The 26615-nt window shown below is 62.5% G+C and carries 22 protein-coding genes; 5 read left to right on the top strand and 17 right to left on the bottom strand.

The window, feature by feature from the left end; translation table 11 throughout:
- Positions 1-21: 21 nt before the first annotated feature.
- Positions 22-1578, top strand: coding sequence for a DHA2 family efflux MFS transporter permease subunit (locus M0D67_RS23855; protein WP_266239822.1), 1557 nt, complete (start codon positions 22-24; stop codon positions 1576-1578).
- A 123-nt stretch (positions 1579-1701) separates the two neighbouring features.
- A complete protein-coding gene (locus tag M0D67_RS23850) occupies positions 1702-2325 on the top strand; it encodes a LysE family translocator (RefSeq protein ID WP_266239984.1) in 624 nt (207 codons plus the stop codon).
- A 12-nt stretch (positions 2326-2337) separates the two neighbouring features.
- Here the strand turns inward: M0D67_RS23850 and M0D67_RS23845 are convergent, their stop codons facing one another.
- Positions 2338-3753, bottom strand: a complete 1416-nt coding sequence (locus tag M0D67_RS23845) for a PLP-dependent aminotransferase family protein (protein ID WP_266239820.1) — start codon at positions 3751-3753, stop codon at positions 2338-2340.
- A gap of 222 nt (positions 3754-3975) precedes the next feature.
- Here M0D67_RS23845 and M0D67_RS23840 point away from each other — a divergent pair, with 222 nt between their 5' ends.
- Positions 3976-5304 (top strand): aspartate aminotransferase family protein, encoded by a 1329-nt coding sequence (locus M0D67_RS23840; RefSeq protein WP_266239818.1) that lies wholly within the window; start codon positions 3976-3978, stop codon positions 5302-5304.
- A 183-nt stretch (positions 5305-5487) separates the two neighbouring features.
- Positions 5488-5739, top strand: a complete 252-nt coding sequence (locus M0D67_RS23835) for a hypothetical protein (RefSeq protein ID WP_154567441.1) — start codon at positions 5488-5490, stop codon at positions 5737-5739.
- A gap of 835 nt (positions 5740-6574) precedes the next feature.
- Here M0D67_RS23835 and M0D67_RS23830 read toward each other — a convergent pair.
- The 11 genes from M0D67_RS23830 to M0D67_RS23780 all read right to left on the bottom strand — a co-directional run bounded on the left by M0D67_RS23830 (position 6575) and on the right by M0D67_RS23780 (position 20703).
- Positions 6575-7783 carry an ABC transporter substrate-binding protein gene (locus M0D67_RS23830; protein WP_266239816.1) on the bottom strand — a complete coding sequence of 403 codons (1209 nt, stop codon included), beginning with the start codon at positions 7781-7783 and terminating at the stop codon, positions 6575-6577.
- Between the two features lie 143 nt (positions 7784-7926).
- Positions 7927-11538 (bottom strand): molybdopterin cofactor-binding domain-containing protein, encoded by a 3612-nt coding sequence (locus M0D67_RS23825; protein WP_266239814.1) that lies wholly within the window; start codon positions 11536-11538, stop codon positions 7927-7929.
- The gene (locus M0D67_RS23820; RefSeq protein WP_266239812.1) at positions 11535-12041 is read right to left on the bottom strand and encodes a (2Fe-2S)-binding protein; all 507 of its coding nucleotides are present in this window, start codon (positions 12039-12041) and stop codon (positions 11535-11537) included. Before M0D67_RS23820 ends, M0D67_RS23825 begins: the two co-directional genes overlap by 4 nt.
- 31 nt (positions 12042-12072) lie before the next feature.
- Positions 12073-13272 carry an amidohydrolase family protein gene (locus M0D67_RS23815; RefSeq protein WP_266239810.1) on the bottom strand — a complete coding sequence of 400 codons (1200 nt, stop codon included), beginning with the start codon at positions 13270-13272 and terminating at the stop codon, positions 12073-12075.
- 74 nt (positions 13273-13346) lie between these two features.
- Entirely contained in the window at positions 13347-14060 is a 714-nt protein-coding gene (locus M0D67_RS23810) for an ABC transporter ATP-binding protein (protein WP_054043304.1), read from the bottom strand.
- Positions 14057-14866, bottom strand: coding sequence for an ABC transporter ATP-binding protein (locus M0D67_RS23805; protein ID WP_266239807.1), 810 nt, complete (start codon positions 14864-14866; stop codon positions 14057-14059). The genes M0D67_RS23810 and M0D67_RS23805 overlap by 4 nt, the downstream gene beginning before the upstream one ends.
- Complete coding sequence (locus M0D67_RS23800) at positions 14863-16803, bottom strand: ABC transporter permease (protein WP_200652951.1); 1941 nt, start codon at positions 16801-16803, stop codon at positions 14863-14865. The genes M0D67_RS23805 and M0D67_RS23800 overlap by 4 nt, the downstream gene beginning before the upstream one ends.
- An 18-nt stretch (positions 16804-16821) precedes the next feature.
- Entirely contained in the window at positions 16822-17406 is a 585-nt protein-coding gene (locus tag M0D67_RS23795; protein WP_054043300.1) for an amino acid synthesis family protein, read from the bottom strand.
- Positions 17407-17538: 132 nt separating this feature from the next.
- Positions 17539-18129, bottom strand: a complete 591-nt coding sequence (locus tag M0D67_RS23790) for an amino acid synthesis family protein (protein WP_266239804.1) — start codon at positions 18127-18129, stop codon at positions 17539-17541.
- The gene (locus M0D67_RS23785; protein ID WP_266239802.1) at positions 18105-19046 is read right to left on the bottom strand and encodes a UPF0280 family protein; all 942 of its coding nucleotides are present in this window, start codon (positions 19044-19046) and stop codon (positions 18105-18107) included. Before M0D67_RS23785 ends, M0D67_RS23790 begins: the two co-directional genes overlap by 25 nt.
- Before the next feature lie 49 nt (positions 19047-19095).
- Positions 19096-20703, bottom strand: coding sequence for a 6-hydroxynicotinate reductase (locus M0D67_RS23780; protein WP_266239800.1), 1608 nt, complete (start codon positions 20701-20703; stop codon positions 19096-19098).
- A 393-nt stretch (positions 20704-21096) separates the two neighbouring features.
- Here M0D67_RS23780 and M0D67_RS23775 point away from each other — a divergent pair, with 393 nt between their 5' ends.
- On the top strand, positions 21097-21798 hold the full coding sequence (locus tag M0D67_RS23775; protein WP_266239798.1) for a TetR family transcriptional regulator: 702 nt from the start codon (positions 21097-21099) through the stop codon (positions 21796-21798).
- A gap of 137 nt (positions 21799-21935) precedes the next feature.
- Here M0D67_RS23775 and pcaC read toward each other — a convergent pair whose 3' ends face one another.
- From pcaC to M0D67_RS23750, 5 genes are all read right to left on the bottom strand, one after another.
- Entirely contained in the window at positions 21936-22331 is a 396-nt protein-coding gene (pcaC, locus tag M0D67_RS23770) for a 4-carboxymuconolactone decarboxylase (RefSeq protein ID WP_266239796.1), read from the bottom strand.
- Complete coding sequence (gene pcaD, locus M0D67_RS23765; protein ID WP_154566931.1) at positions 22328-23119, bottom strand: 3-oxoadipate enol-lactonase; 792 nt, start codon at positions 23117-23119, stop codon at positions 22328-22330. The genes pcaC and pcaD overlap by 4 nt, the downstream gene beginning before the upstream one ends.
- Positions 23120-23124: 5 nt before the next feature.
- The gene (locus tag M0D67_RS23760; protein WP_266239795.1) at positions 23125-24504 is read right to left on the bottom strand and encodes a 3-carboxy-cis,cis-muconate cycloisomerase; all 1380 of its coding nucleotides are present in this window, start codon (positions 24502-24504) and stop codon (positions 23125-23127) included.
- 402 nt (positions 24505-24906) lie between these two features.
- Positions 24907-25566: a 3-oxoacid CoA-transferase subunit B gene (locus tag M0D67_RS23755; RefSeq protein WP_093647594.1), complete on the bottom strand. Its 660-nt coding sequence runs from the start codon at positions 25564-25566 to the stop codon at positions 24907-24909.
- Positions 25567-25576: 10 nt separating this feature from the next.
- Entirely contained in the window at positions 25577-26281 is a 705-nt protein-coding gene (locus tag M0D67_RS23750; RefSeq protein WP_154566933.1) for a 3-oxoacid CoA-transferase subunit A, read from the bottom strand.
- Between the last annotated feature and the right edge of the window lie 334 nt (positions 26282-26615).

Here is a 26615-nt window from a genome sequence, read left to right as displayed (position 1 = left end):
ACACAGGACAGCCGTATCACCATGAACACCAACCATCCCAATCACCCGCCGCTGACCGGGGCGACACTCGCTCTGGGTTCCCTGAGCGTTGGTCTCGCGGGCTTCATGACCGTGCTTGACTCATCGATCGCCAACGTCGCCATTCCAACCATTTCCGGCAACCTCGGCGTATCGGTCGACGAAGGCACGTGGGTCATCACCGTTTTTGCCGCTGCGAATGCAATCGCGATTCCGTTGACTGGCTGGCTGACGCAGAGGCTGGGGCAGGTCCGGCTGTTCGTCGGCTCGATATTGTTGTTCGTGTTCGCATCCTGGCTGTGCGGTATCGCGCCAACGTTGCCGATCCTGTTGCTTGCGCGTGCGCTGCAGGGAGCCTTTGCCGGGCCGCTCATCCCGATGTCGCAGGCGTTGCTGCTCAGTTCGTGGCCAAAGGCGAAATCCTCGCTGGCACTCGCGCTGTTCTCGATGATCGTGGTGACCGGGCCGATTGTCGGGCCGTCGCTCGGCGGCTGGGTAACGGACAGTTATAGCTGGTCGTGGATCTTCTATATCAACATCCCGGTCGGGCTGTTCGCCGCCGCGATGGTCTGGCTTCTCTATCGCAAGCGCGATACGCCGGCCAGAAAGCTGCCAATCGACGTTGTCGGGCTGGTGCTGCTCATTGTTTGGGTCGCGTCGCTTCAGGTGATGCTGGACAAGGGCAAGGATCTCGACTGGTTCTCGTCGAGCACGATCGTCGTGCTGGCTATCGTTGCCGCAGTCGGTCTCGCGGCATTCATTATCTGGGAGCTGACGGAAAAGAATCCGATCGTCGACTTGACGCTGTTCAAGCAGCGCAACTTCCTCGGCGGCACCGTTTCGATTGCCGTGGCGTATGGCATCTTCTTCGGCACGCTGGTGCTGCTTCCGCAGTGGATGCAGGAGTATCTGGGATATCGGGCTGTCGACGCAGGGCTTGCTACGGCGCCACTGGGCATTTTCGCGGTGATCGGCGCCCCCATCATGGGCAAGATTCTGCCGCGTTCCGATGCGCGCATTATCGGCACGTTCGCGTTTATCGGATTCGCGATTGTCTACTTCATGCGCACGTATTTCTATACCGACATCAGCGAGGGATACATCATCCTGCCGACCCTGTTGCAGGGTATTCCGATGGCGCTGTTCTTTGCTCCGCTCACCGTGATCATCCTGTCAGGACAGCCGCCCGAAAAGGTGCCGGCCGCGGCCGGGCTGTCCACCTTCGGACGCGTGTTCTTTGGTGGTATTGGTACGTCGCTGGCGAACGTCGTATGGAACAACCGGACGATCATGCACCATGAAATCCTGACGCAGCAGTCGAGTCCGACCAATCCGATATTCAATGCGCAGATGAACACCTACCACTCGGTGCTTGGCCTCAGCCAGCAAGCATCGTATGCGCTGTTCGATCATACGGTGCAGTCGCAGGCCGCCATGTTGGGGCTGAACGACGTGTTCTACGGAGCCGCGATCATCATGATCATCATCATTCCGCTCATCTGGATCACGAAGCCAGGCAAGGCCGGCGGTTCGAGCGACGCGGCCGCGGCTGCGCACTAAGAGGTGTCCGGTACCCTCACCCGTACCGGACACCATCCAGCAAACCGTATAGGTACTGTACCGGCATGGTTCGCTAGAATGCTCCAAAGGTCTTATTGACCGACACCGGAGCCACCCATGTCCATGTCCTACCTCAGCCTCAGCGCGCTGCCCGCCGGCATTCTGTTCGCGCTTGTCACCACGATCACGCCCGGTCCGAACAACACGATGTTGCTCGCCTCGGGCGTCAACTTTGGCTTTCGCCGCACGCTGCCGCATCTTTCGGGGATCAGCGCCGGGGTCGTGCTGCTGATGCTGTCGGTGGGGATTGGTCTGGGCGAAGCCTTCGTGCACTTCCCGGTGCTGTACACCGTGCTCGAAGTCGCGAGCGTCGCGTACCTGCTGTACCTCGCGTGGAAAATCGGCACGTCGGGCGAGTTGAAGGTCAGGAAAGGCGATCGCCGGCCCATGAAGTTTTATGAAGCCATTGCGTTCCAGTGGGTCAATCCGAAAGCGTGGATGATGGTGCTGACTGCCGCCACGACAATCCACCTCAGCGAGAGCGCCAGCGTGAACGCCATCGCGATGGCGGTGATCTTCTACGTGATCGGCTTTCCGTGCATCTGCCTGTGGGCGGGCTTCGGCACCGCGATGCGCAAAGTGCTGTCGGACCCGAAGCGGCTGCGCATCTTCAATGTGGCGATGGCGCTGCTGCTGGTGCTCTCGCTGTATCCGATCGCGCTCAAGCTGCTCGGCCAGTCCGTTTGAGATCGGGCCCGGCTAGATCGCACCCTGCCCGACTCGCTCGATGAAGCGCCACAACGCATCGTCGGTCGAGTACGGGGCGTTGAAACGGAACCAGGCGCTCGGGGCGTCGTCGGGACGGAAATAGGAGCCAGGTGCGAGCCAGATACCGTGCCGGAGCGCGGCGGTCGCCACCTCGCCCGCGCGCTCCGCTTCGATCGGCAGGCGAGCCCACAGGAACAAACCGGCTCGCGGCCGGTGAAACAGTTCCAGGCCGAGCGAATCGAGCCGCTCTTCGACGGTCGCATGCGCGAGTTTGAGCCGCTCGTTCACGGCTTCGACGTGACGCGCATAGCGCCCTTCGAGCAACACTTTGTCGACGATCCGTTCGATCGCTTCCGACGAGGTCAATCCCACCGCCATCTTCGTGCGTGCCAGTTCGCGCAGGACTGCCCGCTCGGCGACCACGTAGCCGCAACGCAGCCCCGGCGTCACCGTCTTCGAAAAACCGCCGACGTAGAGCACGCGCTGCAAGCCTTCCATGGCGGCAAACAAAGGCGCGCCGGACGGCGCCAGTTCGCGGCTGACGTCGTCTTCGATCACCCACATGCGCTGACGCTCGGCGATCTGCAATAGGCGGAACGCCGCCGACATGCCGAAGGTCGCGCCGGTCGGATTCTGCAGCGTGGTGTTGACGAAAATCGCCTTCGGCTTGTGCTGCGCGACCAGCGCTTCGAGCACATCCGTATCGACGCCAGCCGGAGTGCGCGGCACCCCATGCACCACCAGCCCCGCTAGCTTGAGAATCTGCAGCAGATTGCAGTAACCGGGATCTTCGACGATCACGGCGTCTCCCGCGCGCAGCAGCGTGCGGACGATCAGATCCAGCCCTTGCGTCGCGCCCTGCGTGAGCAGCACGTTGGAGACGTCCACCGGCAAACCGCGCCGGTCGAGTTGCTCGGCAATCCGCTCGCGCAGCGGCGCGAAACCGTACGGATGCCCGTAGTCGCCGAGACGCGCCGCCGGCACCCTGCTCATCGCACGCAGCGCATGCTGCAAACCCGTCTCGTTGATCCACTCGTTCGGCAACCAGCCGCCGCCTGCCTTGATCGGCACCGAGTGGTCGGCGAACACGTCGGACAGCAGCCAGGTCGCGGTCAGGCTCGGCGGCTGCCAGTCGGTCGGGGCCGCTCGCGCGGACTGCGCGCGCGCCGCCACCCGATAACCGGAACCGCGCCGCGCCACCACGAGACCCATCGAAACGAGACGGTTGTAGGCCTCTGTGACCGTGAAGGTGCTCAGTTCGTGGCTTTGCGCCAGCTGCCGCACCGACGGCAACAGCGCGCCGGCGCGCAGCGACTGCGCCTCGATGGCGCGCGCGAAGCCTTGCACGACCTGCTCGACGAGCGTGGGAGCGGCGCGTCGGTCGCGCTCAAGTTGTAGTTCGATCATGGTTCGGACTGAAAGGCCGGTTGCGACGGCCGGCTACGTTGCCTGAAAGATGGACCGGAAGGCGCCAGATAAAGCGTCAAGTTAAGTCACCGCGGCATCATCGCGCGATCGACACAGTTAGTGCAAATCCACCAACACAGTTAGCACCACACTGCGTCAACTGTTTATGCCGCCATTAAACCGCGGACGCTACAGTTTCGCTACCACTTCGAGGAGAAAACCATGACTTCGCGCCCCGTCATCGACGACCTGTCGTCTTTCTGGATGCCCTTCACCGCCAACCGCCAGTTCAAGGCTGCGCCGCGCCTGCTGGAATCGGCCAAGGGTATGTACTACCGCACCACGGACGGGCGTGAAGTGCTCGACGGCTGCGCGGGTCTCTGGTGCGTGAACGCCGGCCACGGCCGCGACGAAATCGTCGCCGCGATCACCGAGCAACTGTCCACGCTCGACTTCGCGCCGACCTTCCAGATGGGTCACCCGTTGGCGTTCGAAGCGGCCACGAAAGTCGCCGAACTGATGCCGAACGGCCTCGACCGCATCTTCTTCACGAACTCCGGATCGGAATCGGTCGACACCGCCCTGAAAATCGCGCTGGCGTACCACCGTTCGCGCGGCGAAGGCCAGCGCACGCGTCTGATCGGCCGCGAGCGCGGCTATCACGGCGTGGGCTTCGGCGGCATTTCGGTCGGCGGCATCGCGCCGAACCGCAAGACGTTCTCCGGCGCGCTGCTGCCGGCGGTCGATCATTTGCCGCACACGCATAACCTCGAACACAACGCGTTTTCGAAGGGCCAGCCCGCCTGGGGCGCGCATCTCGCCGACGAACTCGAGCGCATTGTCACGTTGCACGACGCATCGACGATCGCCGCCGTGATTGTCGAACCGGTGGCCGGCTCGACGGGCGTGCTGATTCCGCCGCAAGGCTATCTGCAGAAGCTGCGCGAGATCTGCACGAAGCACGGCATCCTGCTGATTTTCGACGAAGTGATTACCGCTTTCGGCCGCGTCGGCAAGGCGACGGCGAGCGAATACTTCGGCGTGACGCCGGACCTGATCACGATGGCCAAGGCGATCAACAACGCTGCGATCCCGATGGGCGCCGTGGCCGCGAGCCGCACGATCCACGACACGATCGTCAACGCCGGCGCACAGGGCGCGATCGAGCTGTTCCACGGCTACACGTATTCGGCCCACCCGGCCGCGGCCGCGGCCGCCGTTGCGACGCTCGACCTATATCGCCGCGAAGGCCTGTTCGAGCGTGCGGCGACGATGGCGCCGAAATTCGAAGCCGCCGCTCACTCGCTGCGCGGCGCGAAGCATGTGAAGGACGTTCGCAACCTCGGCATGATCGCGGGCGTTGAACTCGAGTCGCGCGACGGTGCTCCGGGTGCGCGTGCTTACGAAGCGTTCGTGAAGTGCTTCGAGGCGGGCGTGCTGGTGCGCTTTACCGGCGATATCCTCGCGTTTTCGCCGCCGCTCATCATCGATGAAGAGCAGATCGCGCATATCTTCAAGACGGTGGGTGACGTGTTGGCGACGGTGCAGTAACACTGCTGGAGAGATGCGGGCGTTCGCGCGGGCGCCATCGGCGGCATGGTTAGACGTCGGGGGCGCTCGCTGCGGCGCAGCGAAATCTCAGGAAATTGCCCTGCACCGCTCGCGCCTGCCGCTTGGACGGCGTATGGTGATGGCAAGGGTTGGCGCCGTGGTCCGGCCCGACGGGAGACTTCCATGAAGATACCTACCGTTCGCGCAGGCGCGCATATCGAAGGCGTGCATTGGGTTGCCGAGTACGCTGAAGACGTTCACGAAATTCGTATATTCCGCGAAGGCCAGGAAGTGGATGTGCATAATGCGCCGTCCTCGTTGTTTGGCGATGAGGAAAACGCAGGGTCGAAGAGCACCGCTGATCATCGGGCGGTGGAAGCCGCTGTGCTGGCTTATTTGCGGCGGTTTGTGATTGAGCATGATGCGGAGGAGTAGGGGGTTTTTTTGCCTGCGCGGCGGCATTGGCCGTGTTCCTGGGGCGTTGGCCTTTCCTTGTTTTGTTAGTGGTCTATTAGCGTTGCCCCTGTGCGGGGCGGCACCTACTTCTCTTTGCCGGCTATGTCTCCGGTCCATACACCGGCTGCAAAGAGAAGTAGGCAAGAGAAAGCAGCTCAAACCGCTCCTGCTAAGCGGGTCCCGTAGTTTGCACAGGGTAGTGGTGCATCTGGAATCTGGGTTCGTGCCCCTGCATACGCCAGTGACAAGGGCGTCATGCTTCCGGCGGCGCTGCGCGCGCCGAAGAGCAGTTCATAAAACCACTCACTACGTTTTGGCGCTCCCGCCTCGCCACCGGACCGTGGCTCGTCCTTGCACCGCCGCAGCCGTGACCGTGATTGCGGGGCACCGACAAATCATTTGAAGGGGGGGTTCCCGGGTGAGTGCAGAGGCGCCTCGCCGAGGCGAAGCCGATGGCTCCCACAGACCTCAACCGAAGCCGGTGGTTTCCCATGCATACCCGTCCGCGACGCACGCAGTGCGGAGTGGGAGCTGATGACTCCCTTGTCACTAACGCGGAATGTGCGAGAGCACGGATTCCAGATGCACCACTACCCTTGGCAAACCACGGCGCCCACTTGGCATGAGCGGTTTGAGCTGCTTTCTCTTGCCTACTTCTCTTTGCAGCCGGCAAAGAGAAGTAGGTGCCGCCCCGCACAGGGGCAACGCTAATAGACCACTAACAATTCAAGGAAAGGCACCAAAGCCAGATCAAGGAAAGGCCAACGCCCCAAGAACACGGCCAATGCCGCCACAAAAGGCAAAAAACGAAACCTTATTCAGCCGGCCGCAACTTCTTAACCTCAGCATCCGAAGGCTGCACACTAGCCCCATCAATATACCGATACGAAGTCATCACACCCTTACCGTCCTTAAGACCGGTAACCCCCACAAACGCCCCCATCGTCGACTGATTATCCTGCCCCCGATAAGTAATCGGCCCGAAGGGCGTCTCCACCCCTAGCCCCTTGAACGCAGCGGCCAACTTATCCGGATCCGTCGACCCAGCCTTCTTGATCCCCGCCGCAATCGACATCAACGCCGAATACCCCACGACCGACCCCAGTCGCGGATAATCGTGATACTTCGCCTGATACGCATCGACAAACTTCTTGTTCGCCGCCGTATCAATCGAATACCACGGGTACCCCGTCACGATCCACCCCGTCGGCGCCTCCGCACCCAACGGGTCGAGATAGTCCGGCTCGCCCGTCAGCAACGACACCACGCTGCGATCCTTGAACAACCCGCGCGTATTGCCCTCGCGCACAAACTTGCCGAGATCGGCACCAAACAGCACGTTGAAAATCGCATCCGGCTTCGCGTCGGCGATCGCCTGCGACACCGCGCCTGCATCGACATTGCCCAGCGGCGTCGCCTGTTCGGCGACAAACTCCACGTCCGGCTGCGCCGCCGTCATCAGCTTCTTGAATGTCGCCACCGCCGATTGACCATACTCGTAGTTCGGATACACAAGCGCCCAACGCTTCTTCTTCAGCTTCACCGCCTCAGGCACCAGCATCGCCACCTGCATATACGTCGAAGGACGCAGACGGTATGTGTATTTGTTGCCGTCGGCCCAAACGATCTTGTCAGTCAATGGCTCGGCCGCGAGGAAGAAAATCTTCTTCTGCTTCGCAAAGTCGGTCAACGCGAGACCCGTGTTCGACAGGAACCCGCCGAACAGCAATTGCACCTGCTCGCGCGCAATCAACTCCTGCGCGACGCGGATGGTGTCGCCCGGATTGCCGTTGTCGTCGCGCGACACCACTTCAAGCTGTTTGCCGAGTACGCCACCCGCCGCGTTCACCTGCTCGAGCGCGAGATTCCAGCCGTTCTTGTAAGGGCCGAGAAAGGCGGGCAGCGCCTTGTAGCTGTTGATTTCACCGATCTTGACGGTCTGCTGTGCACTCGCGCCAACGGCCGCGAGCGATAGAACCGTTGAAACCGTGAAGCGAGAGATCCATCCTGCGCGCGTGGTCATGCGTTTCTCCGTTATCAAAAGGATTGCGGGAATGCGGTCGTTTTTATCAAGCGTTGAAGCGTTCGGCGATTCGTTCGGCAAACCGTGTTGCGAATTGTGCTGCCAGTGGTGCTGCGAGCGATGCTGCAATGCGTTTGGCGACTTCACTCTGCCCGCGGCATCGCGCGAATTCTCGCGACGCTCGCTGTGACGTCCTGCCATGCCGGCTTGCCGCCGGCGAATTGCTGACGCAGGTAGCTCACGAGTTCGGCGACCTGGGCGTCGTTGAAACTGTCGCGGTAAGCCGGCATCGTACCGAGTTCGGGCCGTGCCGGCGAGCCGATACCATCGAGAATCACGCGAATCAGATTATCAGGCGTCGTGCTATGCAGATTCGTGTTAAGCGCCAGCGACGGATGCGCACCGAACAATTGCGGTCCACTGCCAGTGTGATGACAGGCTGCGCACGCGCCGTCGAAGAGACGCGCACCAAGACCCGTTGCCGTGCCCGTTATCGTGCTGGCCTGCTCGTATTGACGCGCCATCGACACAGTATCCGCATTGGGCTCCAGCGGACTCAACGATGCCAGATACGTGGCCATCGCGCGAATATCGCTGTCGGGTAGCGCCGCCAGATCGTTGACGACCGGCGCCATCGGCCCGGCCGCGACGCCATGCAGCGGCGCATGACCGTAGCGCAGATAGCTGAACAGTTCGTCTTCGCTCCAGGGTACGGGCGCGTTGGAAAGCGTCGACAGCGCGGGCGCTTCCCACCCTTCCACCACTCCGCCGCCCATGAAGGCGGCGCCAGTTTTCTCGGCGCCGAATGCATTGCGCGGCGTATGGCATGCGCTGCAATGGCCGAGGCCGTTCACGAGATACGCCCCGCGATTCCATTGCGCACTTTGCGTCGCACTGGCAGTAAACGTATTGCGTCCGAGGAAGAGCCCGTTCCATGCAGCCATCAAGTGACGCACGCTGAATGGAAAGGCCAGCTTCGTTTCCGGCGGCCTGGAACGCACCGGCGTTTGCGCCATCAGGTACGCGTAGAGCGCTTTCAGATCGTCGTCGGACGTGTTCCTGAACGACGTGTACGGGAACGCGGGATACAAATGATGGCCGTCGCGGCTGATACCTTGCCGCATCGCCCGCACGAATGCGTCGAGCGACCATGTGCCGATCCCCGTCTGTCCATCAGGCGTGATGTTGGTGCTGTAGATCGTGCCGAATGGCGTATCGAGTGGTTTGCCGCCGGCATTCGGCACGCCGTTGTGCGCGGTATGGCAAACCGCGCAATTGCCCAGCGCCGCAAGCAGTTTGCCGCGTGCCACCAGTTCGGGTGCAAATGCGCTCGCGAGCGGCGGCGTAATCGGCGCAATGGCTTGTGGCGTCAAGGCCAATGCACCTAGCCAGCCGGCAGCGCCCGCAGCAATTGCGCCGAGAAAACCCAGCCGCCAGCGCTTCTTTTTGCGCGCCGCCGCTTCTTCCGCTTGTGCATCGGCTAGTGCGGCGCGAATCGTCTCCGGTGTGAACGGTGGTCTGCGAAAACGCACACCTGTCGCGTCGTACAGCGCGTTGGCGATCGCCGCGGCGCCAGGCAGCGACGCCGATTCGCCTGTGCCCATCGGTGGCTCGCCGTGGCGCGGCATCATCACGACGTCGATCACCGGCACTTCGCGAAACGTCAGAATCGGATACGCGCCCCATTCCTGGCTCGTGACCGCGTTGTCGCCGAACGTCACGCGTTCTTTCAGCGCACGGCTGGTCGCCTGAATCACGTTGCCGTGTATCTGATGACGAACGCCGTCAGGATTCACCATGGTGCCGGTGTCCTGGCCCACCACCACGCGCGTCACGGCGAGCTCGCCGCTCTTGCGATTGACTTCGATGTCAGCGACCCACGCAGACCATGCCGCGCCGAAACCGGGAAATTTGCTGTGCACGTAGCGGGCGTAGGCAAAACCTCTACCGCGCGCAATGTCGCCCTCTTCCTGATCATCTTTCAAGGCGATGTTACGAGGCTGCCAGCCAGCTTTCTCAGCCACAGCCTTCACGAGATCGATCGCGCGCGGATCGGTCAGATGCTTCAAACGAAACTCGACTGGATCTACGCCCGCCTCAGCAGCGAGTTCGTCGATAAAAGATTCATGCGCAAAGGTGTTCGGCAACGCCGACACGCCCCGCAGCCAGGACGCGCGCACGATCGGCGGCGTGTCGTCGCAGACAATGCGCATGGTCTGGTAGTCGTATGGCGGCACGGACGTGCGGTCGCCCATTTCGAAGACCTGCGGCTGTGCGGAGATGGTTCCAGTGAGCAGCAACGCCAACGTGGGGGCGTCGTTCGATGGATAGCGCGTCGCGAAGTCGTACGCTGCGAGCTCGCCTTCGGCACCCAAAGCGCCGCGCACGTCCATCAATTGCGCGGCGCCTTTTGGCTCCCATGCATGCTCGTCTTCGCGCGATAGTTGCACCCGCACCGGACTGCCGGTTGCGCGCGACAGCAGCGCGGCGTCAGCGGCGACATCGTCCGCACAATTGCGGCCGTAGCAACCTGCCGCGTCCATCCGCACGATTTCGATGTGCGCTTCATCCAGCGCCATCAACAAGGCGAGATCGGCACGCAACGAATGAGGGTTCTGCGTGCCCGACCAGACTTTCAGCTTCGCATCCCGGTAGTCGGCCACGGCGCACGACGGTCCGATCGACGCATGCATCTGAAACGGCCATACATAGGTACGTTCCAGCGTTCGAGCAGGGTCTTGCGCGAGTGCTGCGTCAACGTCGCCTTCGATCACCAGATCGCGCCGTTTGGCCGGATTCGCTCTTAGCGCAGCTTCCACTTCCTCGCTGGTTTCGAGCGCAGGCAAACCCTCGACCGCTTTCCACTGCACATGCAACCGCTTCACCGCCTGCTGCGCGACCTCTTCGCGCTCTGCCACGATGCCGACAAAATCGCGGATCACCACGACCTTGACGATGCCGGGCAAATTGCTGACCGAAGCTTCATCGACATGCAGCAGACTGTGGCCCATGAAGTCGCCCTGCGCGACACCGGCGTAGGGCGGACGGACAACGCGCCCGTGCAGCATGCCAGGCACACGCACGTCATGCACAAAACTCAACTCACCGGTCGCCTTCGCCGGAATATCGACACGCGGTGTGCTCTTACCGACGATCTTGTATGCGTCCGGCGATTTCAAAGGCGCATCGGCGGCAAGGTCCAATTCGATGCGCCGACCGGTGATCAATTCGCCGTAGCCAATGCTCTTTTCCGTGCCACCGTCGCGCGTGAAAATCACACCGTCTCGCACGTCGAGTTGCTCAGTGCTGACGTTCAAGCGCGCGGCTGCTTCCGCCAGAAGGAACTGACGCGCTTGTGCCGCTGCATGCCTGAGTGGCACCGCCGATATCTGGATCGTCGCGCTTGCAATCGTCGGCCCCTGATTCGGCGCCTCGCTGGTGTGGCCGAGTACGACCGACACGCGCGTCAACGGCACGTCCAGTTCTTCCGCAACGATCTGCGCGAGCGCGGTGCCAATGCCGGTGCCGAGATCGACGTGACCGTTGAACGCCGCAACGCTGCCGTCGTCGCGCACCACGAGAAACATGTCCGCCTCGGTCGGCACGAACGACGAACGCGACCCCGGCTGACCGATCGCAGGCTTCACGGGTGCCTGCGGCGGCCGCGTGATGATGAGCACGCTCTGCGCGTCATAGAGCTGCCGTCGTGACAGCGGTGCGGGACGTCGATCGACGCTGAAATCCGGCCCTGTCATGCGCGCACTCCTTCACGCGCGGAGGTTTGCGCAACGAGCAGTTCGGCCGCGCGCTGCACCGCGCGCACGATCTCGACATGCGTGCCGCACCGGCAGAGGTTGCGCGACAGTTCCCGCCGGATCGTCTCGACGCTCGGATGCGGATCGCGATCGAGCAACGCTTTGGCGGTCATGATCATGCCGTTCAGGCAATAGCCGCACTGCGCAGCCTGTTCTTCGATAAACGCCTGCTGCACCGGATGCAATGCGTTGCGCGTGCCCAGTCCTTCGAGCGTGGTGATCTCACGTCCCAATGCCACCTTTGCGGTCGTCACGCAGGAACGCGTCGGCATGCCGTCGAGCAGGACCGTACACGCACCACACTCGCCAAGTCCGCAGCCGAATTTCGGCCCGTTCAACGCCAGATCATTACGCAGCAGATAAAGCAGTGGCGTGTCGGCGCCGGCGTTGACGAGATGCGTTGCGCCGTTGACATTCAGCGTAAGAGGCGCCGGGCGGTTCATGACAATGCCGGCCACGCCGTGCGGCGCGCGTTCAAAGCACCACCGGCACTTCGGTCGCCGGTGGCGTATTGCGGCTACGCCGGCAGCGAATCAACCCGTCGATCATCACCATGCCGACACCAGGAATATCGCCGAGTTGCACGCTCTCAAGCAGCGTATCGGCGGCCGTGTGCTGCGCGCGGTCCATGAAGACGAGGTCGGCGGGTCGGCCCACTTCGATCAGCCCTTGCCGCAGATTGCGTTGCCGGGCGGTATTGCCTGTCGCGAAGCAGAAGGCGATTTCCGCGGGGACGTCGGCGAGACTGGAGATCAGCGCGATCATCCGTAGAATGCCGAGCGGCTGCACGCCGGAGCCCGCCGGACTATCGGTGCCGAGAATGATCCGATGCGGACACTTCAATTCGATCGCATGACGTGCGGTGAGCAGCGCGATCCGTTCGTTGCCGTTGTGAACGATCTCCAGCGCGCGGCTCGATTGCTCGCACAGATCGCATACGTGCCGATAGGAAAGCGACGTATGCCCGCCATTGATGTGGCCGATCACGTCCGCGTCAGCGGCAAGCACTACGTCTCTATCGATCAGACCCGAGCCCGGAATCGACGGGCCGCCCGTGTGAATCGTGCTTTGAATGCCGTATTTGCGAGCCCAGGCGACCATTTGTGCCGCTTCCTCGCCGCCTTTCACGCTGCCGAGTCCAACTTCGCCGAGCAGCTTCACGCCCGCTTCCGAGAGCTCCTTGAAGTCCTCCTCGACCATGCCTTTCTCGATCACCGGCGCACCCGCCATGACTTTCACGCCGCCACCGACACCTGCGCCGCGCATTCCTTCGAACGAACGTTGAGCGGTAATGGCAAGCGCCTTTACGCCGACCACGTCTTTCGGACGGCCAGGTAAATGCACTTCGCCCGCGGAGATCATCGTCGTCACGCCGCCGTTCAGATTCGATTCGATCCAGCCCATCTGATTCTGGCGCGGCGTCCAGTCGCCGAACACCGGATGCACGTGCGAATCGATCAGGCCTGGCGCGACAGTGGTGCCTTTACAGTCGACGGTGGTCCGCGCACCTTCGAGGTCGCAATCTTTCTCGCGGCCGATCGCGACGATCACGCCGTCATCGATCACCAGCGTGTTCGCGTCGAGAATCGGCTGGTCGATATCGCCGGATAACAGCAGACCGATGTTCGTTACCGCGACCTTGCCCGACAAGCCTGTCAACGTCTCTGCTGCCATCTGCCTCTCCTTTCGCACCGACTGCCCAGCAGTCGCAAGCGTACACACCCTGCACGCAGGCAGCGCCAATGGAATCACACGCTCAGATAAGCGCGCCTGACCGTTTCGTTCTTTGCGAGTTCGCCGATCGTGCCGCTGAAGCGGATCTGCCCTTTTTCGAGGACGTACGCGCGGTCGCTGACCAGCTCGGCGAAATGCAGATTCTGTTCCGACAATAGAATCGACAGCCCTTCGCGCTTGAGTTCGAGAATCATGTTGGCCATCTGCTCGACGATCACGGGCGCGACGCCCTCGGACGGTTCGTCAAGCAGCACCAGATACGGATTGCCCATCAGCGTGCGGGAGACGGTAAGCATCTGCTGCTCGCCGCCGCTCATCTGGCCGCCTGGACGTTTCGGCATTTCACCGAGATTGGGGAACAGGCGGAACAGCTTTTCCGGCGTCCACTCAGGCGCGCCTTCACGTGGCGGCTGACGGCCTGTATCGAGGTTCTCCATCACGGTCAGATCGGAAAACACGCGGCGATCTTCAGGGACGAAACCCATGCCCATGCGGGCGATCCGATACGGCGGCAACGCCGCGATGTTTTGCCCGCGAAAACGGACCTCTCCCTGACGGCGTGGCAGCAGGCCCATCACGGCTTTCATCGTCGTCGATTTGCCGGCGCCGTTGCGGCCCATCAGCGCGACCACTTCGCCGCGGCCGACTTCGAGGCCAACGTCGAACAGAATGTGCGCGCGGCCATAGAACGCGTTGAGGCCGGCGACTTTCAGCATCGGCTCGCTCATTGCAGCGCTCCTTGTCCTTGATGGCCGCCTGCCGCTTCATGCAGCGGCGCGCATGGCTGGAAGGTCTTGCCAGTGCCGAAATAGACTTCCTGCACGCGTGCGTCGTTGCGGATCGTTTCGGCGTCGCCCTCGGCGATCAACTTGCCGCGCGCGAGCACGATCATGCGATCGGCGTACGCGAATACAACGTCCATGCTGTGCTCGGTAAACAGCACGCCGATTTTGTGCTCGGTGACGAGTCGCTTGGTGAGCGCCATCAGTTCGTTGCGCTCCTTTGGCGCCATGCCGGCAGTGGGCTCGTCCATCAGTAGTAGCTTCGGGCGGTTTGCCAATGCGATAGCGAGTTCAACGCGTTTGACGTCGCCGTATGCGAGCACGCCGCAGGCGCGGTTCGCATCGGCGCCCATGCCGACCTGTTCGAGCAGCGTCATGGCTTCATCGGCATAGCGCGAGCCTGCGGGTTTCCAGAGGCCGAAGGTCTTTCGTTCACGCGAGACCAGCGCCATCTGCACGTTTTCGAGCACGGTCATCGAATTGAAAGTCGCGGCAATCTGGAACGTGCGGCCGACGCCCAACCGCCAGATATCGCGCGGCCGCATGCCGACCAGTTCATGATCGTCGAGACGAATCGAACCAGACGACGGCTGCAGTTGCCCGTTGACCATGTTGAAGCAGGTCGACTTGCCCGCGCCGTTCGGACCCAGCAGCGCCAACAGTTGGCCGGCTTCGAGATCGAAGGAGACATCGTCGACCGCTTTCAGGCCGCCGAACGATTTGGAGAGACCGGAGACGCGTAGCAAGCTCATAGCCCCTCCTTGATCGCCGTACCCTGTGATGGCGAAGGAGCACGCTCTTCTGCCTTATCCACCGTATCGTCGCCGAAACGCTCACGAATGAACCCGACGATACCCTGCGGAAACGCAATCACCAGCAGCAGAATGGCGAAGCCCAGCAACGCCTGCCAATAATCGGTTTGCCGCGCGACGGTGTCCTGCAGCCACGTGAACACGGCCGCGCCGACGATCGGGCCAGTCAACGTCTGCAAGCCGCCGAGCAGCACCATCACGAGGCCATCTACTGAACGGCTGACGCTGATCACCTCCGGCGAAATCGTCCCTTTGGAGAAGGCATAAAGCGACCCGGCAAGCCCGCAAAACAGCGACGCGACGACGAAGGCCGCCCACTGCACGCGTTTCACATCGATGCCGATCGCCTCGGCGCGCAACACCGAATCACGCGACGCCCGCATCGCATAGCCAAGCGGCGAGAACAGCATCTTGCGCAACAGCCACACGCCGATCACAGCGCAGACGAGCGTCAGATAGTAAAAGGCGACCGGCGACGCCAACCAGTTCGACGGCCACAAGCCGAGAATGCCGTTACTTCCGCCCGTCACGTCGTCCCACTGGAACACGACCGACCAGACGATCTGTGCGAATGCGAGCGTCAGCATCGCGAGGTAGACGCCTGAGAGACGCACGCAAAACCAGCCGAACACGAGCGCGCCTGCCACGGCGAGCAAGGGGCCGAGCAGCAACGCGGCTTCCATCGGCAGATTCAAAACTTTGAGAAACAGCGCGGCGCCATATGCGCCCAGCCCGAAATACGCGGCGTGGCCGAAAGAATGCATGCCGCCAGGGCCCATGATGAAATGCAGACTCGTCGCGAACAACACGGCGATCAGAATTTCAACCAGCAGCACAGGCATATAGGGAAACGCATTGGCCGCAAGCGGCGCGAGTACCAGCACCAACAAAGCGATTGCGGCCAACCACTTCAGGCGCTTGCCTGCTGGCCTTAATGGCGCTTCAGGCGCGGCCATGCCACGCACCGCAGCGCTCGCCTTCCCTAACAAGCCCCAAGGCCGCACCACCAGCACCACCGCCATCACGACAAATTCCGCAACCAGCGTAAAGCGGCTCAACGACAGATCGATACCGAACACCGACACATGGCCGATGCCGATGCACAGCGCCTTGATCTCGGCAATCAGCAACGCCGCGACGAACGCGCCCGGAATCGACCCCATACCACCGACCACGACGACGACGAACGCATTGCCGATAGTCTCCAGATCGAGCGACAGATTCGCTGACATGCGCGGCCCTTGCAGCGCGCCGCCCAGGCCGGCGAGAAACGCGCCGACAAAAAACACGCCGGTGAACAGCCACGCCTGATTAATACCGAGTGCGCCGAGCATCTCGCGATCCTGCGTGGCGGCGCGCACCAGCGTGCCCCACCGTGTACGCGTCAACGCATACCAGAGCAGCAGCAACACCACCGGCCCGATCACGATCAGCGCGATATCGTAGGTCGGCAGTGGATGGCCGAGAAAATTAACTGCACCAGCCAGATGCGGCGCGCGCGGTCCGAACAGGTCTTCCGGGCCCCACAGCCACAGCGCGGCGTCGCGAAAGATCAGCACCAGCGCGAATGTCGCCAGTAGATGAAACAACTCGGGTGCCTGGTAAATGCGTCGTAACACGATCATTTCGACCAGCGCGCCAAGCACCGCAACCACCAGCGCAGCAGCCAGCACCGACAGCCAGAACCCGCCCGCTGTATGGCCGAAACGGCTCGCGATGCTATACGCGACATAGATGCCGAACATATAGAACGAGCCGTGCGCGAAGTTGACGATGCGCGTCACGCCGAAGATCAACGACAAACCGGCGGCGACGAGAAACAGCGTCGACGCGTCGGCGAGTCCGTTGACCAGCTGTACCAGCAAATTCGAAAGCATCGCGACCCTTAAAGTAACTCAGCGCAAACCGTCTTCGCCTTTGATCTCACTCACCTGCAAGCCGCCGATACGCGGTAACGGCCGGCCCGAGGCCGTCACCGCGACCGCCACGACAATTTCGTTGGCGCGCGGCGCGTCCGACACGCGCGCTTCGATGGCATCGAAATGGCTGCGCACGAAGGCGGCGTCCTTGTGTCCCAGCGGGACATCGATCGCGGTGCCAAGCGTACCCATTTTTTTCGCCGACGGCACCAGCGCCGCGCCCTTCTCGACTGCTACCCGCAACGGTGCACCAAGCTTGGGGTGCAGAATCGCCGCCGCATGTTCGAGTTCACCCGCTTCGCCGACGATCGCCGCCTTGCCGTAGCTTTGCGCGTCGCCCGGTTTGATACCCAAGGCTTCGACGCACTTGTTGCCGAGCAATGCACCCAGTTCCTCACCGGCTTCGATCAGTGCGTCCAGCTTGGCCTCGTAGCGGCCCGCGTAGGGATTATCGATCACCGCAATCGCGACTGCACGGCGTGTCGGCGGCTCGATGGCCTGCCCCATTTCAATGCGTGTTTCATCGACCTGCACGACCAGCTTGCGAAGCTTGATTGCCATTTCGATCTCCGGGTTTCGATGCGTGTTCTGCTTGGTGTTCTACTTACTCGCCGCAGCGCATTGCTTCAGCTCAGCGCTTCGACTCACTGTTTCATTGCAATGCTTCAGCGCATTGCGTAGATCAGGCGCCGCTCAGCGCAAGCCGTCCTTGCCCACAATCGCCTCTTTCGCCAGGCCGCCGACGCGCGCATGCACGCGCTGGCCCGTGCTCATCACGAGGATATACACCAGTTCATCCGCGACGGGCGCACCGGGCACACGCACTTCGATCGCATCGAAATGGCTGCGCACATAGCTCGCGTTGACATGCGTCAGCGGCACGTCGAGCGCGGTGGAAGGCGCGCCGACTTTCTTCGTCGACGGCACGATCGCGTTGGTCGGCACGCCATTTTTCTCCAACAGTTCGCGCATCGCATAGCCGCCGGGAACGTGCCACAACGCGCCATGCTCAAGTTCACCGCGCGAGCCGATGATTGCACCCTTGCCGTAGCTTTCGATCGCCGCGTGCGGCACAGCCATCGCCGCCAGCAACCGTTGCGCCATGTCGAAGCCGATCGGCTTGAGCGCTTCCATGGCGTGTTCGATTCTGGCTTCGTAGCGGCCGGCGAACGGATTCGTCATCACCGCGGCGATTGCGCCGCGCCTGAGCGGCTGCGCGGGCGCGGGACCGAACTCGTGGAAAATGTCTTCGACGTGCGTCAGCACGCGGCGTATTTCGAACACGGAGCCTCCGTTGTTATCCGGGCGCACTGCATGAATAACGCGCCATTCTGATAGGTACCGCCGGTCACACGCGCCCGCCCTTGCAGGAACAGTGCGGCGCCTTCGATCAAACCTTGTTCGTGCAAACGCTGCGCGGCGTCGACACCGCGTGCCAGCGCAAAATCGATTAGTGGTTGCGGCAAGGACGGCACGTCGACGGTCACGAGCAGATCACCGAGATCGCTATCGTCCTTCAACGAGGAAGCCGGCCTGCGCACGATTCCCGCATGCTCCAGATTGACGGCGTTGGCGATCATCGTGGCGGCGGCATCGGCGGTGGCGGCGTTGCGGGCGAGCACCGTCACGCTGTCGGCGATCCCCAGGCTGAAGCTGCGGCCGCGCCAGCCGCTCGTCGCGACGCCGCGAATCGGCGTGGCGGCGTCGAGCGTCAGGTTAGCGTCCAAAGCCAGATCGCCTGGCGCCTTCCCACCGGAGAACGCCGCCAGATCGGCGAACACGCCCACGCGGTACTGCTGCCCTTCAGTCAAATAGAGTGCGATATCGCCGCCGTTGTTGATGAAGGCTCGCGAGATGCCTTCGCGTGCAAACGCCGTGATCAGTTCGTCCGCGACGCTGCCTGCAACGGCCGCCATCGGCGTGATATAGCGAGCGCGGTGGGGATAACATGCGCTCCACATGCGCCGGGCCACGGCGCCCTTCAACGTGCAATCGCTATGCGCCGCGTCGCCCTGCACAGGCTGACGAAGCAACCTCAACTCACTGACCAACTCGGGCAATACGTCCACAAAGCGCGCCCAGCACGCCTCGTAAGCAGCCTGCACTGCCGAAGGCTCGCCATCCGCGCTGAGGATCAGATCGATCGGGCCATGCTGCCAATGCCAGCGGGCCGCGTCGAGCCGGGTTCGGGTTGCGTTCATCGTGTGCGTCGCGTTCGTCGTGTCGAGTGTGCCGGTGGCGGCGGCGCCGTTAGCCTGGCATTGGCGGCATGGCCGGCGGCCACGGGTTGTCAGGGTGGCGCGCGAGCGTCCTGCGCGCGAGCGGCGCCCCTTCCGTATGCTCCGGTCCATTCGCCAGCACGCTTTCCAGTGAACGCACCGCGTCGAGATGGCCGCCGAGATCGCGATACGCGTCATATGTCATGGTGAATTCGATCGGCGCGACGATCGCAGGTGTAGGTACAGTGCCGAACGATCGATCGGGCATGCGCGAGACATCCACCATCACGGTGATGCCGCCACCCGGCCACACATAGGTTGGCGCACCACCACATGTTACGTTCACCAACCTCTGTTTGATCGCGCGGGTGAGCAGGACCGGGTTCTCCGTTGCCCCCGCTCGCAGGCTGCCGCCCGCGCCGCCGAGAAACAGCACCGTAGCAAGCGACGGCTCGCAATTCTCGCCGATTCGTTCGACCGTGCCGCGCACGGCATCCGGCATCGCTGCGATGCGCGGCACGAGGTCCCGATCGAGTTCATACCACTGTGCGTGTTCGCCGGTGGTCGACACCATCAGCAAGCGCATGCCCGGTTTCGCCACCGCGGGATCGAAGCTTTCGACAATCGCCAGCGGGTCCTGAATGTCGGTGCCGCCCCAACCGGTGCCGGGGTTCGCCACCTGGAAATAACGGCCAGGAGTCGATTTGCGTCCGCGAATCTTCAGACCTGAAGGCGTCATGCCGAGGCAACGGCCCGCCTGGTGCTCGGTGAGTACGCCGGTGATGTGATCGTCGACCACCACCACTTCGTCAGCGTGACCGAACCATTGCTTCGCAAAGATGCCGATAGTGGCCGACCCACAACCCACCCGCATGCGCTGTTCTTCGACGCCGTCGACAATCGGCGCCGCGCCCGCACGAATCACCAGACTCGCGCCGCCGTCGATGGTCAACTCCACCGCTTCCTTGTTGCCGAGCGCGAGCATCATGTCGCACGTTACGCGGCCTTCTTTCTTGCTGCCGCCAGTCAGGTGGTGAACACCGCCGAGGCTCAGCATCTGCGAGCCGTACTCCGCCGTGGTCACATGGCCGACGATCTCACCATGGCAGCGCACGTTCGATTGCTCCGGCCCGAGAAAGCGGTCGGTATCGATTTTCACCTTGAAGCTGCAATAACTGAAAATGCCCTCGGTGACGACTGTGACCATGTCGACGTCGTCCAACTTCGAGGAAACGATGAAAGGCGCGGGCTTGTAGTCGGGATACGTGGACGATGCGCCAACGCCGGTGACGAACAGCGCCTGTTCCGCGGCAGGATCGTGCACCTCGGACGATGCACCAAATTCGACCGTGGTACCCACATTGCTAGTGATCGCTTCAGACGAACCCGCGGCGCGCGAAAGAAACACCACAGGGTCGACGCGAATCAAACGCCCGTCCGCATTCGCATAACGATCGCACGCGCCGGTGCGGCCTTCCGAAATCTGGCACAACACCGGGCACGCATTGCATTCGATCTTGTTCGACGCCATCCGCTCGCTGCGCGGCGCCGCTTTCTCGAGCACGGTCGGACCCGGCGTCGAGGCGGTTTCGCCGTCGACGCTCTCCGCACCGAAATCGACCTTCGTATGTTCTGTCATGGTGGGGATTCCATACGACGACATTACAATCGGTCCTGCCCGGCTGACAAATAATCCCTGTTTTAAGGGACTTTTGCGTGACCCGTATTTTTCCATGTTGCGGTCACTCACCGTTCGTGTAGCATCCACTACACCAAACTTGCTTGAAATCTACTCGATCAAAATAGACTGCGCAACGAGTTTCCCGGTAGTTTCCCAGTACCCATCTGAATGCTGCGGCGCGGCATCCCCGCAGGGATTACGAATCAATCTACGCCGAAGCACATGAGCTTGCAGGGCATTTCGGCGCGCGTGATATGGGCTGTATGATGAAGGCGCGCCATACCTGAGCGCACCAAGCGGCTGCGGCGCATGCCGTTCAACCTGACGCTAACAAAGAGATCCGAGACCGCCATGAGTCCCACTGCTGCCCGCAAGCCGGGCGCTATCGGCATCCGAGCGAAGCAGGCGCAAGACACGCGCGCCAAGATTCTCAAAGCGGCAATCAAGGTCTTCGCAAAGCAAGGCTATGCAAGCGGCCGGGTCGAAAGTATTTCGAAGGCCGCGCGTTCGCACGACCGGATGATCTATTACTACTTCGGCAGCAAGGAACAGTTGTTTGTCGAAGTCCTGGAGACGATCTACACGCAGTTCAACGAGGCCGAAAGCAAGCTCGATCTCGATCTGGACGACCCCGTGCACGGCCTCGAACAGATGGTCGAATTCGTCTGGCAGTATTACCTCGATCACCCTGAGTTCGTCACCCTGCTGTCGAGCGAGAATCTGCATCAGGGCAAGCACGCGAAGAAATCGTCAAAGCTGAAGGAGATTTCGGGCTATGCGATTTCGGTCGTGCAGAAGTTGCTGGACGCGGGCAAGGCGCAAAACGTCTTTCGTGCCGACGTCAAAGCGCGTGACGTGTACCTGATAATCGCGTCGCTCGGTTATTTCTACAACGCCAATCAGTACACGCTAGGGGCGTTCCTCGGTGAAGCGCTGATGGACAAGGCCGCACTCGCGCATTGGCGCGAGGTCATCAAGGATACGGTGTTGCGCGCCGTGCGCTTGCAGTTGCCGGTGGACACGGCAGTGATGGATGAGAGCAGAACGGCCTGAAGCGCGTTTTGTCTGACGTACGCTTCAGGCTCCACATCGCGTCATTCCGGTGGAAGGCGGCAGGCAGGACTCGCGTGACGGCGTGACGCGCGGCGAATGCCGGCGCGGCCACACGCCGCGCCAGTTTTGCAGCGTCGTTACGGCTTTGCCGCTGCAGCGTCGTCTTCGCGGAACAGTTTATCGGCCAGGTGGAACGCCGAATTGGCAGCCGGCACACCGCAATAGATTGCGGTTTGCAGCAGCACTTCCTTGATCTGCTCGCGCGTCACGCCGTTGTTCTTCGCGGCGCGCAAGTGCAATGCGAGTTCTTCGCCGCGATTGAGCGCGACCATCATCGCGATGGTCAGCAGGCTGCGGGTGTGACGCGGCAAGCCTTCACGCGTCCAGATTTCGCCCCACGCATAGCGGGTAATAAAATTCTGGAACTCCTCCGTCAACTCGGTGCGGTTCGCGAGCGACCGGTCGACGTGCGCGCTACCCAGCACCTCGCGGCGCACCCCGAGTCCGGCTTCGTAACGGTCTTCGTCGTTCATTTCTGCTCCGTCAGGAAGTCGAGCACGGTCTTCGTGAAAGCCTCGGCCTTCTCGATGTTGGAAATATGCGAGGCGTCCAGTTCGACATAACGCGCGCCCGGAATCGCTTGCGCCAGTTCGCGGCCTTGTGCCGGCGTTGCGGCCAGATCGTGCGTGCCACTGATCACTAGCGCAGGCACCTTGATGCCGGGGGTTTCAGGGCGCAGATCGGTGGCGTCGATGGCGTCGCAATTGGATGCGTAGCCTTCCTTGTCGGTATGCACGAACACGTCTCGGATCATGGCGAACACCACCGGTTCACGTTCGATAAAGTCGGCGGTGAACCAGCGCGGCAGAACCACGTCGGCCAGTGCGAGCATGCCTTCAGTGCGGGCTCGTGCAGCGCGCGGCACCCACACTTCCGGCGAACCGATGCGCGCCGCCGTATTGCTCAGCACCACGCGCTCAAGACGATTCGAGTGACGCGCGGCCAACGCGACGCCAGTGAGGCCGCCCATCGACACGCCGCAGAAATTCGCGCGCGCGATCTTCAGCGTATCCATCAGGCCGAGCACGTCGCCGGTCAGTTGTTCGATCGTGTACGGACCCTTCGGTGCTTCCGAGTGACCATGACCGCGCGTGTCGTAGCGCAGCACGCGGAAGTGTTTGGACAGCGCCGCGACTTGCGGCGTCCACATCGACAGATCGCTGCCGAGCGAATTCGACAACACGATCCACGGCGCATTGCCGTGACGGTCACCGTCGATTCGATAATGCAGCTCGGTCCCGTTGACTGCGGCGTAGGGCATGCCGGTTACTCCTTGGAAGTGGCGCGTTTGGCGCGCGTGTGATGAAGGGCCAGCGCGGCGTCCACATAAGCGTGCGCCTGGCCGACGTATTGAGCAGGATCGAGCAGTTGCTTCAGGCGCTCGAGCGAAAGATGTTCGATCACGGCGTGGTCCGCCGAGAGCACCTCGAAGAGCGTCTTGCGCTCGGCGATTGCCGCTTTCGATGCGCGCTCGACCAGACGATGCGCATCGAGTCGGCCGATGCTGTCGCCGAGCGCGAGCATCACGGCTTCGCCGAGAATCAATCCGTGCGTGACGTCGAGATTGGCGGCAAGGCGCGGAACATTCACGTTGAGACCCGTGGCGATCTGCTCGATGTTGGCGAGCGCTCCGCCTGCAAGGCGCGCGAGGTCCGGCAACGCATCCCACTCGGCTTGCCAGCCGCCGAGCGCGCGCTCGTGCTCCTGCACCATGCCGGCGAACACCGTGGCCACCAGCCCCGGCGCGCGAGTCGCGGCCGTCAGCACCGCGGCGCAGCCGACCGGGTTGCGCTTGTGCGGCATCGTCGACGAACCGCCCTTGCCTGCCGCGGCGGGCTCGGCCAGTTCGTCGATTTCGGTTTGCATCTGCAGCGAGATATCGCGCGCGATTTTGCCGAGCGTGCCGATCAACATGCCGAACAGCGCCGCTGTTTCAGCGATGCGATCGCGCTGCGTGTGCCATGGCAAGGTGGGCACAGCGAGCTTGAGTTCTTGCGCCAATGATTGGGTAACTTGCGGCGCCGCGTCACGCAGACTCGCCAGCGTGCCCGCCGCGCCACCGAATTGCAGCACCAGCACACGCGCGCGCAACGCATCGATCCGCTCACGATGACGCAGCAACGCGTCGAGCCATTGTGCGAATTTCAGACCGAGCGTGATGGGCAGGGCCTGCTGCAGCCAGGTGCGGCCGATCATCGGCGTCGCGCGATGGGTGGCCGCGAGTTTCGCGACTGCATCGCATGTGGCTTCTAAGCCGCTGTCGAGCAGATCGAAGGTCTCGCGCAGTTGCAGCACCGTTGCTGTATCGATGATGTCCTGGCTCGTCGCGCCCCAATGGACGTACTTCGACGCTTCGGCGTCCGCCGCTTTGACACGCGCGGTGAGTTGTTTGACGAGGGGAATCGCGAGGTTGCCGCCGAGCGCCGCGTCGCGCGCAAGTGCGTCGGCGTCGAGTTGATCGGCCTGGCAGGCGCCCTCGATCGCGGCCACGGCGCTGTGCGGAATCACGTTATGGGCAGCCGAAGCGCGCGCGAGCGCTGCTTCGACATCGAGCATCCGTTGCAGCGTGGCACGCGGCGCCCAGATGTCGTTCATCGGCTGTGTGCCGCAAAGAAGGCCGGTCAGACGGGCGCTGGAGTCGAGCATGATGGCGTCGATGAGGGTGTCGGAAGTGAAGGTTTCGCCGCGGCGATCCGGGCGTGCTGCGAGGCGCGACCTTGGCGCTTTCTATCGAGAGCGTACCGCACACGGCGTTACGGCGCATTCTGTTCAGAATGCTGCCGCGTCGGCTCGCTGTAACAACGTGACGCCGTGGCATCGGGTCACGCGCATGAAGCTTGCCTCATGCGCGCTGCGGACATTGGCGGATGCACGGTTTGCGCGACCCGCGTATTGGTGGCTGCACGCTGCACGGCTTGCTCATCGGCGACGGCACGTTGCGCGCGCGCACATTGGTGGCAGCACGCTGCGCGGCGTGCGCGTTGCCATCGCCCGGCCAGCGGTTTGACTCGCCACAGGCCTTCGTGCGGACGGCTGCCGCGCCCGTGCTTAGGCCGCGCGTGCCGCCTGAGTGCCGTCGATCAGCGGCACGCCGGTCAGTTTGTGCAGCGCATCGAAGTCGATGTCCGAGAAGATCTCGCGCACCACGAGGCCCTTGTCGGTGACGTCGATCATGGCCAGGTCCGTATAGATGCGGTCGACGCAGTTCACGCCTGTGACCGGGTACGTGCATTCCGCCGCGATCTTGCTTTCGCCCTGCTTGGTCAGGTGCTCCATCATCACGTAGACCTGCTTCGCGCCGATTGCGAGGTCCATGGCGCCGCCGACAGCCGGAATCGCGTCGGGCGCGCCGGTGTGCCAGTTCGCCAGGTCGCCCTTCGCCGACACCTGGAACGCGCCGAGCACGCAGAAATCCAGATGGCCGCCGCGCATCATCGCGAACGAATCCGAGTGATGGAAGTAGGCACCGCCCGTAAGCAGCGTGACGTGCTGCTTGCCGGCGTTGATCAGTTCGTCGTCTTCCTCGCCCTTCGCGGGTGCCGGGCCCATGCCGAGCAGGCCGTTTTCGCTGTGCAGGAAGATTTCCTTGTCGGCACCAAGGTGGTTGGCCACCAGCGTCGGCACGCCGATGCCGAGATTCACGTAAGCGCCTTCAGGGATATCCTGGGCAACGCGCTTGGCCATTTCATCGCGGGTCAGTTTTTTCATGTCGGTCTCCTCAGGCGGCGTTCGCGGATGCAAGTTCGGCTTGATGCGCAGCTTGCGGCACTTCGATCACGCGTTGCACGAAGATGCCTGGCGTGACGATGTTTTCCGGATCGAGTTCGCCGAGCGGCACCACTTTCGACACCTGCACGATGGCCGTTTTCGCCGCGCTCGCCATGATCGGACCGAAGTTGCGGGCGGTCTTGCGATAGACCAGATTGCCCCAGCGGTCGCCCTTGAACGCTTTGATCAGCGCGAAGTCCGCATGCAGCGGCGACTCCAGCACGTAATGCTTGCCGTCGATCAGACGGGTTTCCTTGCCTTCGGCGAGCTTGGTGCCATAACCCGTGGGCGTGAAGAACCCGCCGATGCCCGCGCCTGCTGCGCGAATACGTTCCGCGAGGTTGCCTTGCGGCACCAGTTCGAGTTCGATTTCGCCGGCGCGATAGAGCGCGTCGAACACATACGAATCGCTTTGGCGCGGGAACGAGCAGATGATCTTGCGCACGCGTTTGGCGTTGAGCAGCGCCGCGAGGCCGATGTCGCCGTTACCGGCGTTGTTGTTGACGATGGTGAGTTCGCGCGCGCCTTGTTCGATAAGCGCGTCGATCAGCTCGGACGGCATGCCGGCCGTGCCGAAGCCGCCGATCATGACGGTCGCGCCATCGTGGACATCGGCGACCGCCGACTGAAGTGACTCGAAAATCTTGTTGATCATGTCGAATTTCCTTTTGGGGCGCTGCGTATCGCCAGGCTGTTTGCCTTTGCAGGCAAGGGCTTGTGCGGGACGGTCTCCGGGCCGGGGCTGACGCTTTTGGTTTGTTCACTTCCGATTTGTTCGATATATGAACATGGATTCGGTTAGCGAACGTTCAGGGCGATTATGGTTGCGCTTTGGGCTGGTTGTCAAGGCAGGGGATTCCCCCTAAGGATAGGTTTTTCGCCTGCTCGGCGGGGGCGGTTTTGGTTTTTTTGGGGTGTGGGCTGCTTGTTTGTGTGTTTGCCTGCGCGGCGCTTTTTGTCTGTGTTCTTGGGGCGTTGGCCTTTCCTTG

Source organism: Paraburkholderia sp. SECH4 (assembly GCF_030511745.1).
Taxonomy (GTDB): domain Bacteria; phylum Pseudomonadota; class Gammaproteobacteria; order Burkholderiales; family Burkholderiaceae; genus Paraburkholderia; species Paraburkholderia madseniana.
Note: the sequence above shows the minus strand (reverse complement) of the source record. Positions and strands in the feature narration are given on the sequence as shown.